The sequence below is a fragment of the Paenibacillus sp. Aloe-11 genome, from assembly GCF_000245715.1.
Taxonomy (GTDB): domain Bacteria; phylum Bacillota; class Bacilli; order Paenibacillales; family Paenibacillaceae; genus Paenibacillus; species Paenibacillus kribbensis.
In genome coordinates this window covers 30,798-46,657 of sequence record NZ_JH601048.1, presented here as the reverse complement: position 1 = coordinate 46,657, position 15,860 = coordinate 30,798, and the positions used below count along the sequence as shown (strand labels likewise).

10 protein-coding genes and 1 pseudogene are annotated in these 15,860 nt (G+C 53.1%); all 11 read right to left on the bottom strand.

Going from position 1 to position 15,860, the window contains the following annotated elements; translation table 11 throughout:
- Nucleotides 1–1,339: pseudogene (locus tag WG8_RS05160) on the bottom strand (ABC transporter ATP-binding protein); the annotation flags it as partial.
- A 376-nt stretch (nucleotides 1,340–1,715) separates the two neighbouring features.
- Nucleotides 1,716–2,852: a homocitrate synthase/isopropylmalate synthase family protein gene (locus WG8_RS05155; protein ID WP_007429049.1), complete on the bottom strand. Its 1,137-nt coding sequence runs from the start codon at nucleotides 2,850–2,852 to the stop codon at nucleotides 1,716–1,718.
- Nucleotides 2,830–3,594 carry a HesA/MoeB/ThiF family protein gene (locus WG8_RS05150; protein WP_007429048.1) on the bottom strand — a complete coding sequence of 255 codons (765 nt, stop codon included), beginning with the start codon at nucleotides 3,592–3,594 and terminating at the stop codon, nucleotides 2,830–2,832. Before WG8_RS05150 ends, WG8_RS05155 begins: the two co-directional genes overlap by 23 nt.
- Nucleotides 3,595–3,685: 91 nt before the next feature.
- The gene (locus WG8_RS05145; RefSeq protein WP_007429047.1) at nucleotides 3,686–4,075 is read right to left on the bottom strand and encodes a NifB/NifX family molybdenum-iron cluster-binding protein; all 390 of its coding nucleotides are present in this window, start codon (nucleotides 4,073–4,075) and stop codon (nucleotides 3,686–3,688) included.
- Nucleotides 4,072–5,379 carry a nitrogenase iron-molybdenum cofactor biosynthesis protein NifN gene (nifN, locus tag WG8_RS05140; RefSeq protein ID WP_007429046.1) on the bottom strand — a complete coding sequence of 436 codons (1,308 nt, stop codon included), beginning with the start codon at nucleotides 5,377–5,379 and terminating at the stop codon, nucleotides 4,072–4,074. Before nifN ends, WG8_RS05145 begins: the two co-directional genes overlap by 4 nt.
- Nucleotides 5,369–6,730 (bottom strand): nitrogenase iron-molybdenum cofactor biosynthesis protein NifE, encoded by a 1,362-nt coding sequence (nifE, locus tag WG8_RS05135; protein WP_007429045.1) that lies wholly within the window; start codon nucleotides 6,728–6,730, stop codon nucleotides 5,369–5,371. The genes nifN and nifE overlap by 11 nt, the downstream gene beginning before the upstream one ends.
- Nucleotides 6,731–6,810: 80 nt before the next feature.
- The gene (gene nifK, locus WG8_RS05130) at nucleotides 6,811–8,340 is read right to left on the bottom strand and encodes a nitrogenase molybdenum-iron protein subunit beta (RefSeq protein ID WP_007429044.1); all 1,530 of its coding nucleotides are present in this window, start codon (nucleotides 8,338–8,340) and stop codon (nucleotides 6,811–6,813) included.
- Nucleotides 8,337–9,785, bottom strand: a complete 1,449-nt coding sequence (nifD, locus tag WG8_RS05125; RefSeq protein WP_007429043.1) for a nitrogenase molybdenum-iron protein alpha chain — start codon at nucleotides 9,783–9,785, stop codon at nucleotides 8,337–8,339. Before nifD ends, nifK begins: the two co-directional genes overlap by 4 nt.
- A gap of 88 nt (nucleotides 9,786–9,873) precedes the next feature.
- The gene (gene nifH, locus WG8_RS05120; protein ID WP_007429042.1) at nucleotides 9,874–10,740 is read right to left on the bottom strand and encodes a nitrogenase iron protein; all 867 of its coding nucleotides are present in this window, start codon (nucleotides 10,738–10,740) and stop codon (nucleotides 9,874–9,876) included.
- 6 nt (nucleotides 10,741–10,746) lie between these two features.
- Nucleotides 10,747–12,216 carry a nitrogenase cofactor biosynthesis protein NifB gene (gene nifB / locus WG8_RS05115; RefSeq protein ID WP_007429041.1) on the bottom strand — a complete coding sequence of 490 codons (1,470 nt, stop codon included), beginning with the start codon at nucleotides 12,214–12,216 and terminating at the stop codon, nucleotides 10,747–10,749.
- 293 nt (nucleotides 12,217–12,509) lie between these two features.
- A complete protein-coding gene (locus tag WG8_RS05110) occupies nucleotides 12,510–15,791 on the bottom strand; it encodes a GH32 C-terminal domain-containing protein (RefSeq protein WP_007429040.1) in 3,282 nt (1,093 codons plus the stop codon).
- Nucleotides 15,792–15,860 lie beyond the last annotated feature (69 nt).

Below are 15,860 nucleotides of genomic sequence, written 5' to 3'. Positions count from 1 at the left end.
TAGACAGCCGCTGCTTCTGACCGCCGGACAGATTGACACCACGCTGCCCGAGCAAGGTGTCATAGCCTTTCGGCAGGCGTTCAATCGTATCATGAATTTGCGCCATCCGGGCGGCCTCCTGAATCCGTTCCAGGCTGGCATTTTCCAGCCCCCAAGCGATATTGTCGCGAATCGAGCCGGTGAATAACAATACCTCCTGCGGTACATAGCCGATAGCCTCACGCAATATGGAAGCGTCCAGCTCATGCGCGTCCTTTCCATCAAAGCGCACATGACCGGCATCTTCCTCATACAGACGTGTAATCAGCTGTACAAGCGAGGATTTGCCCGAGCCCGTAGCCCCCATGATCGCTATACGCTCACCCGGCCCAGCCTTAAAAGAAATATCCTTCAGTACAGCCAAATCGCTGCCCGGATAATGAAAGCTCACCCGTTCCATTTCTACCTGTCCCTCAATTCGCGTGTTATGTGTTGGAGTAGACGCTGCCTCTCCATGTTCTTCATGTTGTGTTTCCAGCACCTCTCGAATCCGTCCCGTAGATGCGGTCGCCCGGGAAAACACGACCACAATACCGGACAAGGCAGACAAGGCCCCAATCGTCCGCAAGGAATAATTGACGACTGCGACCACCTGTCCTACACTCGCATCCCCTATGGAAATTTGCCCTCTTCCGAACCAAAGCACCGCGATAATTCCCACATTCATCGTAAACAAAATGAACGGCATCGTCGTTTCCGTCCAGCGTAGAGCAGATACCGTCCCTTTCATCAATTCGCCTCCATAATGGGCAAAACGCTCGATTTCATGCCGCATCCGCACAAACACCCGAATCAGCCGAATTCCGGTCAGATTCTCCTGAATCACCCCGTTAACATCATCTAGACGACGCTGAACGCCCTTGAACAAAGTGACCGTTCGCCGCATCATCACCAGCACAAATACAAACAGCACCGGAGCCATAACCGCCAGCAGCAGGCCGAGCCTGAAATGTACGACCAACGCCATCACAATACTGCCGATGACCACCAGCGGCACCCGTGTCATAAACCGCAGGCTCATAAACACCGTATCCTGTACTTGCGTAACATCCCCCGTCAAACGCGTAATCAGCGATGAGGACGCAAAACGCTTAAATACCGGATAGGAAAAGGCCTGAACCTTGCGGTACAGCTTTTCCCGCAGGTCATAGCCAAAGCCCTGACTTGCATGTGAAGCAAAAAAGGAGCTGGCAATGCCCGCCATAAAGGCGACAACGGCACTCCCTACCAGCACACCGCCCCATAACCAGACAATGGACAAATTTCGCTGCCGGATCCCTTCATCAATGATTTTGGAGATCAAATACGGCTGCGATAACTCCACCGTCAGTTCCAGCAGCATCATCACGAGCGCTGCGATGGCCGGAACCCGATATTTTTTTAGAAAAGAGAACATCATCCCCACAAGCATTCCTCCAATTGCCAGGCTGCCCAGCATCTAATCATCATATGAATCGAATCTGCCGTAAAACCATCTATGCGCACTTTATACAGCACTGTATTGTATTATACCCCTCTGAACGACTTCGTTTAACCAGTAAGTTGGAGACTTCGGTTGCAGCCCTAAAAGATATGTAAAAAAGCAGAACGAATAAACCTCCATTGGTGTGGAGGTTTATATAAAAGAAAGCGTTCCAGTCACTGATATATTTACCGGACAGGAACGCTTTTTTTGGTTATTTCGACAGCTCTGCCGGATAATGCTGCAGCCAGTGCTTTAAGTCCGTGCTGCGGATGACCCGCTTGGGGTCTTCACCGACCAGGCGAAGCCGCTCCAGCAGGAATTTGATCTCATCGGGGCCTGCCTTGATCCCCTCCTGCTCCAGCATATATTGAACTGCACTTCTGCCCGAATGCTTGCCGAGCACGAATGAATGGTCAGTGCCCAGTTCGGTCGGATCAAGGGCCTGATAGGCGGCACGCTCCTTCAGCAGACCATTGATATGTATGCCGGATTCATGGACGAATACCATGTCTCCCACAATTGGCTTGCCTTCGGGAATGATTCGGTTGGAGGCTTTGGACACCAGTGCAGCCAGCGGGTTCAGCAGCTCGGGACGGACGCTACAGGTTCCTTGATACAAGTCTTTCCACGACATCACGACCTCCTCCAGCGCCGTATTGCCTGCCCTTTCCCCAAGACCCGAAACGGTGGTGCTGGCCCAGACAGCTCCCGCCTGCAAAGCTGCCAGAGTATTGGCAAGCGCCAGGCCGTAATCATTGTGGCAGTGGATCTCAAGCTCCACATCCTGCGGCACGCGCGCTACAAGCCTGTCTATACGGGTAGCTATGGCAGCGGGATGGTGAACAGACAGCGTATCAGCATATCTGAACCGGCGAACGCCATCCCTATAGAGCTGATTCGTCAGCTGCTCCAGGAACAGGCCATCTGCCCTTGAAGCATCCTCAAAGCCTACGGAGACAGTCAATCCTTTACACAAACCGTAATCGACAGACCTGCGGATCAGCTCCGTCACCTGTGCAGAAGTCATACCCAGCTTGGCCTTTATCTGTACCGTCGATACGGGAACCGAAATATGGGCCCAGCCGACACCCGTCGATTCCGCTGCATCAATATCCGAGAACACTGCGCGATTCCAGGTCATTAGCTTCATCTGAAGTCCGAGAGCAGCAATCTTGGCAATAGACCTGCACTCTGCCTTCCCCATTGCCGGAATTCCGATCTCAGCCTGCTCCACCCCCGCCAGATCCAGCATAACCGCGATTTCAGTTTTCTCCTCGGCCGAAAAGGCAACCCCCGGAGCCTGTTCTCCGTCACGAAGCGTTGTATCACAAACACGCAACCGACTCATCTGTATCCCCTCCTGTTCCACAGCACGGACAACGCGGGTTGCGCTTAACCACAATGCTGTAGCTGCTCATATCCAGCACATTCATACGGTACATGCGGTCAGTGAACAGATTGTCCGCAGCTGTAATCCATTTGACCGCTTCCAGTGCGGCCATACAGCCAATCAAGCCGGAGGTGGCTCCCAGAACAGGAAATCCCAGAGGCTCCCAAGGCTGTCCTCCTTCCGGGTAGAGACATTCCAGGCATGCCGTCCTGCCGGGAACAATGGTCATCAACGATACTTCATAGCCGTACATGGCGGCTTCTATCATCGGTCTGTCATAGCGAACACATAGCCTGTTCAGCGTATATCTTTCCGGAAAGTCATAGCGTGCATCAATCACGAGATCTGCCGCTTCCACCCATGGTCCGGAGGATTCTTCCGTAATTCTGTGGGCGTGGCCCTCAAGCTCGGTATCCGGATTGATACGATGCAAATGCTGCAATGCTGTCTCCATCCGCTCCTCACCGATTCGTCCGCTGTCCATCAGCACCTGTCGGTTCATATCAGGCAGATGAATTACGCCCTCATGGGCCAATATCAGCTTGCCCACTCCGGCAGCGGCCAGGTACATGGCCGCTGTCCCTCCCAAGCCTCCGATGCCTGCGACCATGACAGTGGCCTGCTTGAGTCTGTTCTGACCTTCCATGCCCAGCAACTTCAGCTGGCGTTCGTATCTGCTGTCCTCCAGCAGCTGTACCATTCGTCCACCCCCTCCATGTACGACTCCCGCCTTTTTGATATTTGTTGCACATGCTTTACACCCTATATCACTGCTCTTCCTTACAGCATGCTCATGCTTCGGTTTTACTGCTGCCTTCCTCAGCATGCAGGATTTTGGCAAGCCACATGGGCGGATTGCGTGCCAGCATATGCTGGAGACGCTGGACCTGCTCCTCAATGGAGCTGCCATAGGCTACCTTCACAGGCATAATGGTCCGCTTGGTAACCTGAGCGGCAGCCGAAGCGCCGATCTGTACCAGGAAGATCAGGGCACAGTCCTCGATCAGGCCAATTCGGCTGGCAATCTTGCCCGCTTCGTGCTCATCGCTCCCTGGGGCTATCCGCCGATGCTCCAGGAACTGAACACCTGAAAGCCGGATTTCGAATACAGTAAACATGGGACTCTGCCCAAAATGAGCATTCACAAGCACCCCGTCTTCCGTCGCAAATGCAACCTTCATCCTCCCTTCCCCCTCTCGGCAAGCAATACATTGCCCACCTTGTTCACCCACTCCATGCTCCCTCGATATCCGACGCTTACGGATGTGTGGGCACCCAGTTCGTCATACACCGGCAAGCCTGCCGGTACGAAGGAGGCACCGACCCGTGCCGCTCCCTTTCTTCCATGCGAATTGCTGATCCATAAATCCACGCCCTGCGCGCTCTCCTCTGCATCATCCAGATCACCGATCCAAACCTCCCGTTCTGTCTTTTGCAGCGCGGGCGTGCTGCAGGGTGCAATTAGCCGCTTCAGTTCCACTCCCATCTCCGCAAGCCAGGCTGCGGTCGACAGCATATGATCCGGTTCAAGCGCCACTACAGCCGAAGCGCCGGAAAAATAGAAATGGGCATCCAGCATGCTGTCCAACAGATTTTCACGCTGCCAGCGAAAGCGGACGGGGGCCAGCTCGCGGCTGATCTTCTGCAGAAAATGTATGAACGCATCGCTCGCGGCCAAGCCAGACAGACCAGCGAACAAGTGGTAGGGAATGCCTGCGGCATGAGCCAGTCTGCGCGCCGGACGCTCCATACTCGCGCCAATGGCAATGGTGCAGGAAGACTCCAGCATCTGGCAGGCTGAATCCAGCGGAGTTCCCCCTCTTGTTAAGGGGGAAAACCCTGTCAGCAGGTGACCGGACAAGGAAGTGGAAATATCCGGGAGCGTAATAACCTCCAAGCCGAAGGAAGCGATCATATCCTTGATTTCCATGACGTCTCCGGCAGTCAGATAAGAAGCCGGCAGCAGATTGACCTGCGTCCGGCGCTGTTTTTTGGGGGACTTGCCTCCGGTCGACACGAGTATGGCATCCATTAGCGACTCTACTGTACTGCTGTAGCCCGTCTCCAGGGAACCGTAAAAATCAGGCAGCGATACAGAAAACAGCAGATTGTCCTTTAATGCCCGTTCTCGCTTGAACGCCTTTACCCTGGATTGAAAATCAACGCCTGCTACCTCGGTGAGGGCCGTACTGATAACGCCGATGACATCAGGATGGTGCTTGGACCAGATATGATCCAGGGCCTCCTCCAGATTCCGGTCTGCGTCAAATATAACGTCCATCTCTTGCAGCGCAGAGGTCTGAACGGCGATCGGCTCTCGAAAATGGCGGGTCAGCAGCGCCTTGGAAAAGGCCGAGCAGCCCTGAGCTCCGTGCAGCAAAGGCATGGAGCGATATATCCCCTGCAGAGCCAGCACGCCGCCCAAAGGCTGTCCTACCTTGAGCGGGTTGACACTGACAGGCTTGGTAGCGGATTTAATCGGCAAATTCCGTCTCCTCCTCCCATGGAGCCAATTTGGCGGTCAGCTCCCATACCGGATGCTGCAGCGTATGCACAAGCTGTTTGGCCAGGGACAACAGCCCGTCATAGCCCGCATAGGCCTTGTGCCGCTCCTGATTGATGTCCACAAAAGGAATCTGCTCCTTAAGCGCCATATACATGTTCCGGCCCCCGGCAATGACCATGTCAGCCTTGCGGCTCCGCACGGTCTTGAGAATCTGCCGGGCGCCGCCTTCCGGGATGTATTCCGCATCATCCCCGATTCGGGCAGCAATTCGGGATACATCTTCGGCAGTGCTCTTGTTCGTCCCTACACCCACCACCTTAATGCCAAGCTCCTGCAAAGCCGTAATGACAGACCAGCTCTTCACACCTCCGGTATAGAGCACTGCCCGTTTTCCTTTCAGCTGCTTGCGGTAGGGCTCCAGCTCCAGCGAAAGCCTCATTTCCTCCCGTGCGGCCAGCTTATCCACCCGTCGCTCCACATCTCGATCTCCGGTCAGATAAGCCATTTGCCGCAAGGAATAACTCGTTTCCTTTGCCCCGTAAAATGAACCTTCAAAATAAGGAATGCCGTATTTGCGCTCCATCTGGACTGCCAGACCCAGCAAAGCCCGGCTGCATACGACCATATTGGCCTTGGCACGGTGCGCCCAGCCTATCTCGCGGAACCGGCCGTCCCCGGTAATTCGGGACAGGATACTCATTCCCGTCTGCTGCATCAACCGCTCGATATGCCACATCTCACCCGCAATATTGTATTCCCCGATGAGATTGACATCATGGGAGGTTGTCTGTTCCGGCTCGGTGGTGCCGATAATATGCTGGAACAGCACATCTCCGGCCAGCCGGGTCCCGAGATTCTTGCTGCCCACAAATCCCGGACTGTTCACCGGAATGATCGGCATTCCCAGCCGCTCGGATTCGGCCTTGCAGACCCCCTCGATATCTTCACCAGTGAGAGCTGTGACACAAGTTGTATAGACGAACACAGCCGGAGGTGCGAAACGGCTGACAATGTAGCGAATCGATTCATGCAGCTTTTGTTCACCGCCAAAAATGATGTCCTGTTCTCCAAGATCAGTAGTGAAGCCATACGCCGACAACTCCGGACCGCTGGACAGGCTGCCTCTGCTCTCCCAGCTGTTGCCGAGACACGCTATCGGCCCGTGCACCAGATGAGCCGCATCTGCAATGGGAATCAGTGTAATCTGGGCCCCGTCAAAAGAGCAGCCACCCGAAGCCTCCCCCGGCACAGGCCGGGGACAGGGCGTGCTTTTGGGAATTTTGTTGCCGCAGGATATTTCCAGCCTTCCGCTAGGCACAGCCGCCTCCATCCGCACAACCCCCTTATTTCAGATAGAATCCATTGAAATCACAAGCCAAGCTGCCAACTTTCAGCTACGCGGAACAGCAATTAGCGTACCAGATCAAAGCTGTGATCCGGAGCCTGCTCCTCCATGACATCCAGTACGGTATTTACGAATTGGGTAAGCAGATTCAGCGCACCCTGGTAGCCGATAATCGGATAACGATGCATATGATGCCTGTCGAAGATCGGGAAGCCCACACGGAGCAAAGGAATTTTCGCCTCTTTGGCCGCAAACTTCAGATGGGAGCTGCCAATAGCCAGGTCCACCGTGTCCTCGAACAGCAGCGAACGCATATGCCACAAATCCTGACCGCAATGCACCGTTGCTTCTGCACCGTAAGGGCTGGATTTCAGCAGAAGCTCTGCTTCCTTCTCAAATTTCCTGTCCCCATTGGAGCAGACAATATGCACCGGCTCCATGCCCAGCTCCAGACAAAAGCCAATCAGGCCGATGAGCATATCCGGGTCTCCCGCCATAGCCACGCGTTTGCCGTGCAGATATGCATGCGAATCCATCATGGCATCCAGAATTCGGGCGCGCTCCTGCTTTAATGCCTCGGGAATTTCTCTTCCGGACAGACGGCTGATCTCTTCAAGCAGGCGATCTGTAGCGCGGATGCCCAGCGGCGTAGAGATGGAGGATACCTGCTGCCCCCAGGTTCGCTTCATATAGCCTAATGTTTTGCGAAGAGAGTACTGCTGGATCGCCAACGTGCCGGCAGCATCTGCGGCTTTGGGTACATCCTCAAGCAGCGTTCCCCCATAATAGTAGCTGTACTCTCCGGTTGCGCCTGAATCAAAATTACTGCTGTGGTCACCCAGAATGGTATACGGTACACCAAACAGTCCCAGTATGCGCCGCATTTCTGCAAAATTGCCCGTATATCCGTCAAACCCGAACAGTACATTCAGCTTCAATTCGTGTCCAGGCTGCGGCGTCCGGCCTGACTTGTTATACAGGGTCTCCAGCACAGAGCGCAGCATGGCATCATAGCCTGTAATATGTGAACCGGAGAAGCTGGGGGTATTGGCAAAAGGAACCGGCATATCCTCGGGAAGGGCTCCCTCCTGACGGGCATTGGCCAGGAAGGCAGACAGATCATCCCCGATCACCTCTGCCATACAGGTCGTGCATACCGCAACCATCTGCGGCTGATACAAGGCAATGCAGTTCTCCATCCCGTCAATGAGGTTGCGCATGCCGCCGAATACGGCGGCATCCTCGGTCATTGAGGTGGATACGGCAGGAACAGGCTCCTTGAAGTGGCGGGCAAGATGGCTGCGGAAATAGGCCGTACAGCCCTGTGAGCCATGAATGAACGGGAGTGTTTTCTCGAAGCCCAGCGCAGCCATGACCGCTCCCAGCGGCTGACAAGCCTTGGCCGGATTCACGACTACGGCTGTACGAGCGAAATTCTTGTCCTTGTATTCCTTGGTCTTGGTGTACTCCAGGGTGGAAGTAACCTCCTCCGGCGAGCAAGGGGCCTCGAAGGCTCGTTTCCCCTCACGCTGGCGCACATACTTTTCCTGCCGAAACAGCTGATTGTGATCGACAATATTCAGGCGCTCGCTCATACCGACACCTCCACGGTCTGCCGGGACGGCAGCAGGCTCCATACTGGGCTGTTGATGGTCATATCCATATCACGTGCAAAAATCTTGAAGCCGTCAAAGCCATGATAAGGCCCGCTGTAATCCCAGGAGTGCATTTGGCGGAAGGGAATGCCCATTTTGTGATACACATATTTCTCTTTGACTCCGGCACCCATCAGGTCAATATTCAGCCGCTGGGCCAATTCCTCCAGCTCATAGGCCGTTGGATCATCGTACAGAATGGTGCCTTCCTTTACATCGGGATACGTCTTTTCGTAATCATCCTTATGGGCAAATTCATAGCCTGTAGCCACAATTTCCATGCCCAGATCCTCATAGGCACCGATGGTATGCCTTGCCCGCAGCCCGCCAATCAGAAGCATCACCTTTTTCCCCTCCAGACGGGGGCGGTATTTACGGATAACCGCCTCCATCTGCGGCATATATCGGGCGATGACCTGCTCACATTTTTCCTGAATCGTCTCGTCAAAACGGGCGGCAATCGCCCTTAGGCTCTGCACCGTCTTGGTCGGGCCAAAGAAGTTATATTCCATCCAGGGAATTCCGTATTCCTGCTCCATTGTTGAGCACATATAATTCATTGAACGATGGCAATGGATCAGATTGAGTTTGGATTTATGGGCAATCCCCAGCTCATTGATCGTACCGTCACCCGACCACTGCGCTATGACCCGCAGTCCCATTTCCTCCAGCAGTATGCGCGAGGCCCAGGCATCCCCGCCGATATTGTAGTCCCCGATAATGGAAACGTCGTAAGGTCCGCACTCCTTCAGCTCCCGGCGACCCATCAGAAAATCGCGGATCGCATCATTGGCAATGTGGTGGCCCAGAGACTGACTCACCCCGCGAAAACCCTCACAGCGTACAGGAATGACCGGAATGCCCAGCTCCTCTGTCATCTTCTTGGCCACAGCCCCGATATCATCACCAATCAGTCCAACCGGACATTCGGATTGAACAGAGATGCCTTTGGCCAGCGGGAACATCTCCTTAATTTCCCTGCAGATCACCTCCAGCTTCTTATCTCCGCCGAACACAATATCCTTTTCCTGAAAGTTGCTTGTAATCTGCATGGCGGTAAAATTGTTGATGCCCAATACCCCATTCGCATAATTGCGCCGAGTGCCCCAGCTGTATTGTCCGCAGCCGATGGGACCATGGCTAATGTGCACCATGTCTTTAATCGGGCCCCATACCACGCCCTTGGACCCTGCATAGGCACAGCCTCTCGCCGTCATGACGCCGGGCCGTGATTTCATGTTGGACTTGATGGAACAGGTTCCGCAGTTTACAAGCTCCTCATCCGCGATCTCAAAATGCTTGCTCCGGTCCTTCTTTGCCTTCTTGGGGTATACCTCCAATATCTCCTCTACGATCTGCTTTCCCTTATCCACAATACTGCTCATTTGGCCTATTCCTCCCTCCTGCAAGCTGCGCGTTCAGCTCCCCCATCAATCACACGACGATTCCGGCATTAAACCTTCCGGCTGCAGCCTACTGCCCCGACGCCTCGGCTTTGTTCATTGCAGTCTCTTCATCCTCAATAATGCCGAATTCCATCAATAGCTCCTCCAGCTCTTCCATGGAAATAGGAGTGGGAACCGTCAGCATATCGTTATTCAAAATTTTACCTGCCAGCTCTTCATACTCCGCAGCCTGCTTATGGTCCGGGTTGTATTGAGTAACGGTCATACGCCGCAGCTCAGCGTGCTGCACAACATTGTCACGCGGCAAAAAGTGGATCATCTGCGTGTTCAGCCTTCTCGCAAGCTCTGTAATCAATTCCGCTTCCCGGTCCGTATTCCGGCTGTTGCAGATTAAGCCGCCCAAACGCACCCCACCGCTGTTGGCGTACTTCAGTATCCCGCGCGCAATATTGTTGGCAGCGTACATGGCCATCATCTCGCCTGAGCATACAATGTAGATTTCCTGAGCCTTCTTCTCCCGGATCGGCATGGCGAAGCCCCCGCACACGACGTCGCCCAGTACATCGTAGGACACAAAATCCAGCCCTTCGTAGGCCCCCTCTTCCTCCAGAAAATTAATGGCCGTGATGATGCCGCGCCCTGCACAGCCGACACCAGGCTCTGGCCCGCCGCATTCTACATTCAGAATGTCACCGAAGCCCTTCTGGACAACATCCTCCAGCTCCAAATCCTCCACCGTACCCCTTTCAGCCGCCAGATGCAGTACTGTCTGTTGGGCCTTCGTATTCAGAATAAGACGGGTGGAGTCTGCCTTGGGATCACAGCCTACGATCATAATTTTTTGTTTGAATTTGGTCGCGAGCTGAGCCAGTGTATTCTGCGAGGTTGTCGATTTGCCGATACCGCCCTTGCCGTAAAACGCAATTTGTCTCATATTTTCTCAGCCTCCAAAATGTTCAATGGGTGAATGCTTACTTCCCTTACTCCTTTGTACAGGATACATATAACGTAGAAATTTTACGTATTCCAAAACGGATTCCTCAATATCTCCGCCACATACAATAGGCAGTACGCCAGCTTCCTGCAGTGCCTCTTTGGGGGCTTCGCCTATGCCGGACGACAGCAGCAATGCACAGTCATGCACCATGGAAAGGATCTCCTTCATCGTCTCAGCCTTGTCCCCGTTGCAATCGGCTTTCCCGTGACAGTAGGATTGCACCTTGCGAATGCCTACGAAATGTACAATAGTCCCGTCGCTTTCATAGATCATGAACTCCTTGGCACGGCCGAAATGCTGATTCACCTTCCCTCCGCCACGGCTGGCCACGGCGATCAGGACCGGCTTTGAGGCATAGCTTGCTTCAGGCTGATCTCCCGATAACGGACAGCTGCAGCCAGCCCCGGTTGGCGATTGCTTACGGTCCGATTGTCCCTCCTTGCGTTCCATTTTTACTCTCACCTTCTCATCCAGTTCTTTCTGAAATTGTGCCCTTGCCCCTTCATCCATGGGAGGCCCAGCCGCTATGTTCTCCCATGTAAAATCCTGATTGCGATCATCGCCCAGCAGTCCGATCGCATCCGCCCTGCACTGACGGCAATGGCGCATAATGACGGCTCCCGCGTCCGCACATTGCTCCTGCAACTGCCGGACCAGACGGGGACGGGGAGCCCGCATCCCTTCCTGCTCATACCGGCTGCCAGGAGCGATGATGAGCGGCATAATGTTGTGAAGCACAGCACCGTGCTCCTTGACCACCCTGGCTACCTCCGGCAGATGGGAATCATTGACTTCGGGAATCAGCACCGAGTTCACCTTGCACAAAACGCCTCTCGAAGCCAGCATCTTCAAGCCTGCCAGCTGACGATCAATCAACAGCCGTGCGGCCTCCTCTCCTGTGTAGCGTTTTCCTTCATCGTAGATCCATCCATAAATGCGGCTCCCCACCACTGGATCTACAGCATTGATCGTGATCGTGACATGCGAAATGCCCAACTCAACAATCCTATCGACATGTCTGATCAAGGTAAGGCCATTCGTACTGAGACAGAAAATGACATCCTTAACTGTCTCACGGACCCGGCGGAAGGTATCGAAGGTTGCGTCCGCATTGGCCAGCGGATCTCCAGGTCCCGCAATGCCGACGACGGACAGCTGCATGAGCTGTGCCGCTACGCCATAGGTCTTGAGCGCCGCCTGCTCCGGTGTGAGCAGTTCACTGACCACGCCCGGACGGCTTTCATTGACGCAATCGAATTTACGGTTGCAATAATGGCACTGAATATTGCAGGCCGGAGCTACCGGAAGATGAATGCGCGCAAAGTAGCGATGCGCTTCTTCGTTATAACAGGGATGTCGTCTGAGGGTTTCTAATGCTAAGGGGGTCTCCGAGAGATCAGCTAAAGAGTCCATTCATTCCCTCCTCTCCACGTTATATTCCCTTACACAAATCTCTTTTTTAGTCTGGAATATAATTACATCTTAGAGACAGGGGCCATTCCAGTCAATTCGCTTCTCCATGAAATCCCTGACATTTGTCCTCATTTCACATATGTGTCAATTTCTGCGTTAGGTAAGATGTCATCCCCTTCACATGTGTGCGGTTACATTTCATTTTCTCAATGACATTAAGCCGTAAAAAAAGAGAGTCCGACCACGGCTCTCTTGATAAAATAGGATTTTGCAAAATCCTCAAAATAGGAAATTTAATTTTTTTGATTCCTTACATTTTGGTAAAAAGCCTGCCCCCCAAATACATTCACACCAAAATATCCCTCAGTAAACGTCCCATCTTCCAGGTCGATGACTTGCTCACCATCCAGGTCAACGCGAATGCGCAGGCCCTCCGCCACGATTTTAATATGATAAAACATATCCGGCAGGACAAACCTCGGAACCTTGGCAAGCACATGCCGATCCTCGAAACGGCCGTCTTTTTTATAGAACAAACGGATGCATTTCATATTGGGGTCCAGATTCAAATAATAGCCGTTTGATCCGTCAGCATTGGCGCGGAAAAGCATGGAGCCTGCACTGCCATGCCCAGATAGCTTCACATCTGCCTCATACGTGAAATCATTCGCTTGCTCAATTGCCATGTAATTTGCATCCATGGTATAGCTTCCACGAACCCCGTCCGTTGTCACGATCCACCGCGAACCGGAAACATCCGGCTTCCAGCCCGTAAGGTTGGTATGAAACACCCCGCCGTGCACCTTCACCAAGGTACTGCCGCGCACCTTATCCTCAGGGTCGGAAGCCGTGATAACAACTTCTCCTGGCGAAATCGCTTCCATTAGTGCACTCCCATCTCCAGACGCGGTGATCTTCACAATTCCAGGATTACTGGAAGCCCAAATCAGCTCGCTTTCTTTTATTCCAGACTCACCCTCCACACTCGCGTACATACGCTTCGACTGCCCCCCCGCAAGCTCCACATATGCGTGATCCATGATCACTCTGTCGAACAAAGCAGCTGGCGGCCTCCAGCTGTTTTGTAAAGCATATACATGGAGAGAAACGACTTTGACCTCACCACCCTGGGTGTACAAGCTCATCCCTCTTCGCGCCGAATCCGGTAAAATAATCTCCGAAAATACAACTTCTCCGTCATTGCCAAACACCTCAACCGAGGCTTCATCCACGAATATTCTCATGCGGATTCGGTTGCCGCTGGATGCAAGCGGCGCTTTATGAAGCGTCGTAAACAGACTGGAGAAGTCAGTAAGCCCTGAATCGGCGCGGTTCACGAATATCTGTTGCAAACCTGTAGTATAGCCGACCACTGTTCTTTGATCTCCACCGCTCCTCAGGTGGAACCCCAATTCCATAGCCGCTTCACCGGAAGGCAGCTCGAACTCTGCCTCAATTTCATAAGCACTCGCCTTCAAGCCCTCCAGTATATTCAGAGATGGTTCGTTAACACTGTGATTCTCCAGCGAAAATAAAGGAGAACGCAGCGAATTTAACTCAGATACAGGATGCTGTATGAGACGAATACCCTCACGGGTCGTTTTGAGCGACAGCTCTCTTGGAATGGTAAACTGCCCCTTCCAGGGAGAGGTCGGAAAGCTGAACGGGTAGTCCCAGTTCGTCATCCATGCCAGCATGATGCGCCGCCTATCGGGTACATTCGAGAAGGACATGGAGGCATAGAATTCTTTGCCCCAATCGGTTTTCAACACATTTCCAGGCGAAAGATCATTTTGGAATTTCCCCTCAGGCGTCAGCTGACCGATAAAATATTCCGCATCCGATCCCTGAGTGTTCGCACTGGCTCCAGTGCTAATCATGAGTACCCATTTATAGGTATCTTCGTTTTCAACCGGAAGCCGAAATAGATCCGGGCATTCCCATACCCCGCCACGTATATAATCGCCATAACCGAAATTATCCGCCCATCCCCAATCGATCAGATTCGTGGAGGTAAAAAAACGGATATGATCGCCTCCCGACACGACCATGATCCAGCGCTGATCGATTTCGTCCCATACCACTTTCGGATCACGAAAATCCCAATTGCCGGGGTCGCCTTCCCTTTTGCCCGGATTCTCGATCACAATGGGACGGTCTACCGAGTATTGCCATGTGCGCCCCCGGTCCGTGCTGTAGGCAAGCCCAATCCTCTGGTTCCCCCTCGGCTGATCTGGATTGAAGGAAGTATAATAAGCGATCAGCCCTTTTCCACCATAATCGCCGAACAAGCCAGAGGCATTGGTCAGGTCTGCTACAGCCGATCCTGACCAGATATGTCCAAGATCATTCCACTCCAATGCGAACGGAAGCCTTTTCCAATCCAATAAATTGGGGCTGACTGCATGCGCCCATTGTCCTCCATCCTGATGGAACAGGTGGTACTCTCCTTCAAAATAAACCAATCCATTCGGATCGCTTGCCGAACCTCTGGCAGGGGAATAATGATACTGCGGCCGATACTTTTCTGTATAGTGATCCAGGGCGGGGGTGAGGTAGATATCCTGAAAACAAGCCGTCCCCCCAGTCACCTTCATGCCTGTAAAACCGCTGGCATAGCTGTTATCCACGATGTCAATCGCCGCAGGAGTATAGCCATCTATAAACACGCGAATCCGCTCTCCATGTGCGTTGATTTCCAAACTGTGTCTACCGCCCGACGAAGCCAGATACGTCTGTGCCGAGCTTGTAATCAACGTTCCGTCTGCCTTTTTCAAGTGTACGCAAATCTGATTCCCTTCACCCTGCACAGAAGCAACATATCCATCTTTCCCGTCTTGGCTTCCTCTGAAAAATAATCCTGCTTCGATTCCCGGTTCAGCAGGATCCAGGGTCACACTCCCTTCCAGCACCAGGTCTGCAGCTGCAGAGCCATATATTTTCAACGCACCCTCTATACTCCCCCCTGTGCTTCCCTCTCTGCTTGCTCTCTCGGCCCTCTGCCCCCGCAGGTCAGGCTGCCATTTTCCACGGATCAGAAGCGGTTCGCCTACATTGGTATTCATATCACTGACCTGAATGTTCTGAAATAACGCCGATCCATTCCAAACATTCAGTCCCAAATATCCTGATGTATACGTCGTATCGACCACATCAATAATCGGACTATAGCCCCCATTCCAATACACCTTAAGATGAGATCCTTCCATGCTCACCTTGAGATGATAAATGTTTCCTTTCACTACATCTACCCGGTGCTCCTCTTTCAGTCTTCCGGTGTCTCCGGCAGCATCCCGCAATCGCAACAATCCGGCACCCGGCGCGATCTGGAGCATATAGAAGGAGTGTCCATCCTCACTGGAACGGAATACCAGCGCAGCATCTGCATGTGTGTCTACGATCATAACATCCGCTTCAAAACTAAAATCCCTAGACATTGTCCCAGACATAACCATCACAATTTTCTGTGGCCCCGACCTCAGCAAAAGACCCTGGACGTTATCCTCCATGTGTCCCTGTCCCTTAATCTTCCAATCAATCAGATTCGTTCGCGTGTTTGTCAACTCCACCTTCATCCCAGCCTCCCACCTTCCAGTACGGAACAATACCGCGCTTTCACTACAAAATGCTGAAAAAAATCGCTG

Coding starts and splice junctions, on each gene's coding strand:
- nifH (WP_007429042.1), bottom strand. CDS start 10,740: ATGAGACAAATTGCGTTTTACGGCAAGGGCGGTATCGGCAAATCGACA.
- nifK (WP_007429044.1), bottom strand. CDS start 8,340: ATGAGCGAGCGCCTGAATATTGTCGATCACAATCAGCTGTTTCGGCAG.
- nifB (WP_007429041.1), bottom strand. CDS start 12,216: ATGGACTCTTTAGCTGATCTCTCGGAGACCCCCTTAGCATTAGAAACC.
- WG8_RS05150 (WP_007429048.1), bottom strand. CDS start 3,594: ATGGTACAGCTGCTGGAGGACAGCAGATACGAACGCCAGCTGAAGTTG.
- WG8_RS05155 (WP_007429049.1), bottom strand. CDS start 2,852: ATGAGTCGGTTGCGTGTTTGTGATACAACGCTTCGTGACGGAGAACAG.
- WG8_RS05145 (WP_007429047.1), bottom strand. CDS start 4,075: ATGAAGGTTGCATTTGCGACGGAAGACGGGGTGCTTGTGAATGCTCAT.
- nifE (WP_007429045.1), bottom strand. CDS start 6,730: ATGGAGGCGGCTGTGCCTAGCGGAAGGCTGGAAATATCCTGCGGCAAC.
- WG8_RS05110 (WP_007429040.1), bottom strand. CDS start 15,791: ATGAAGGTGGAGTTGACAAACACGCGAACGAATCTGATTGATTGGAAG.
- nifD (WP_007429043.1), bottom strand. CDS start 9,785: ATGAGCAGTATTGTGGATAAGGGAAAGCAGATCGTAGAGGAGATATTG.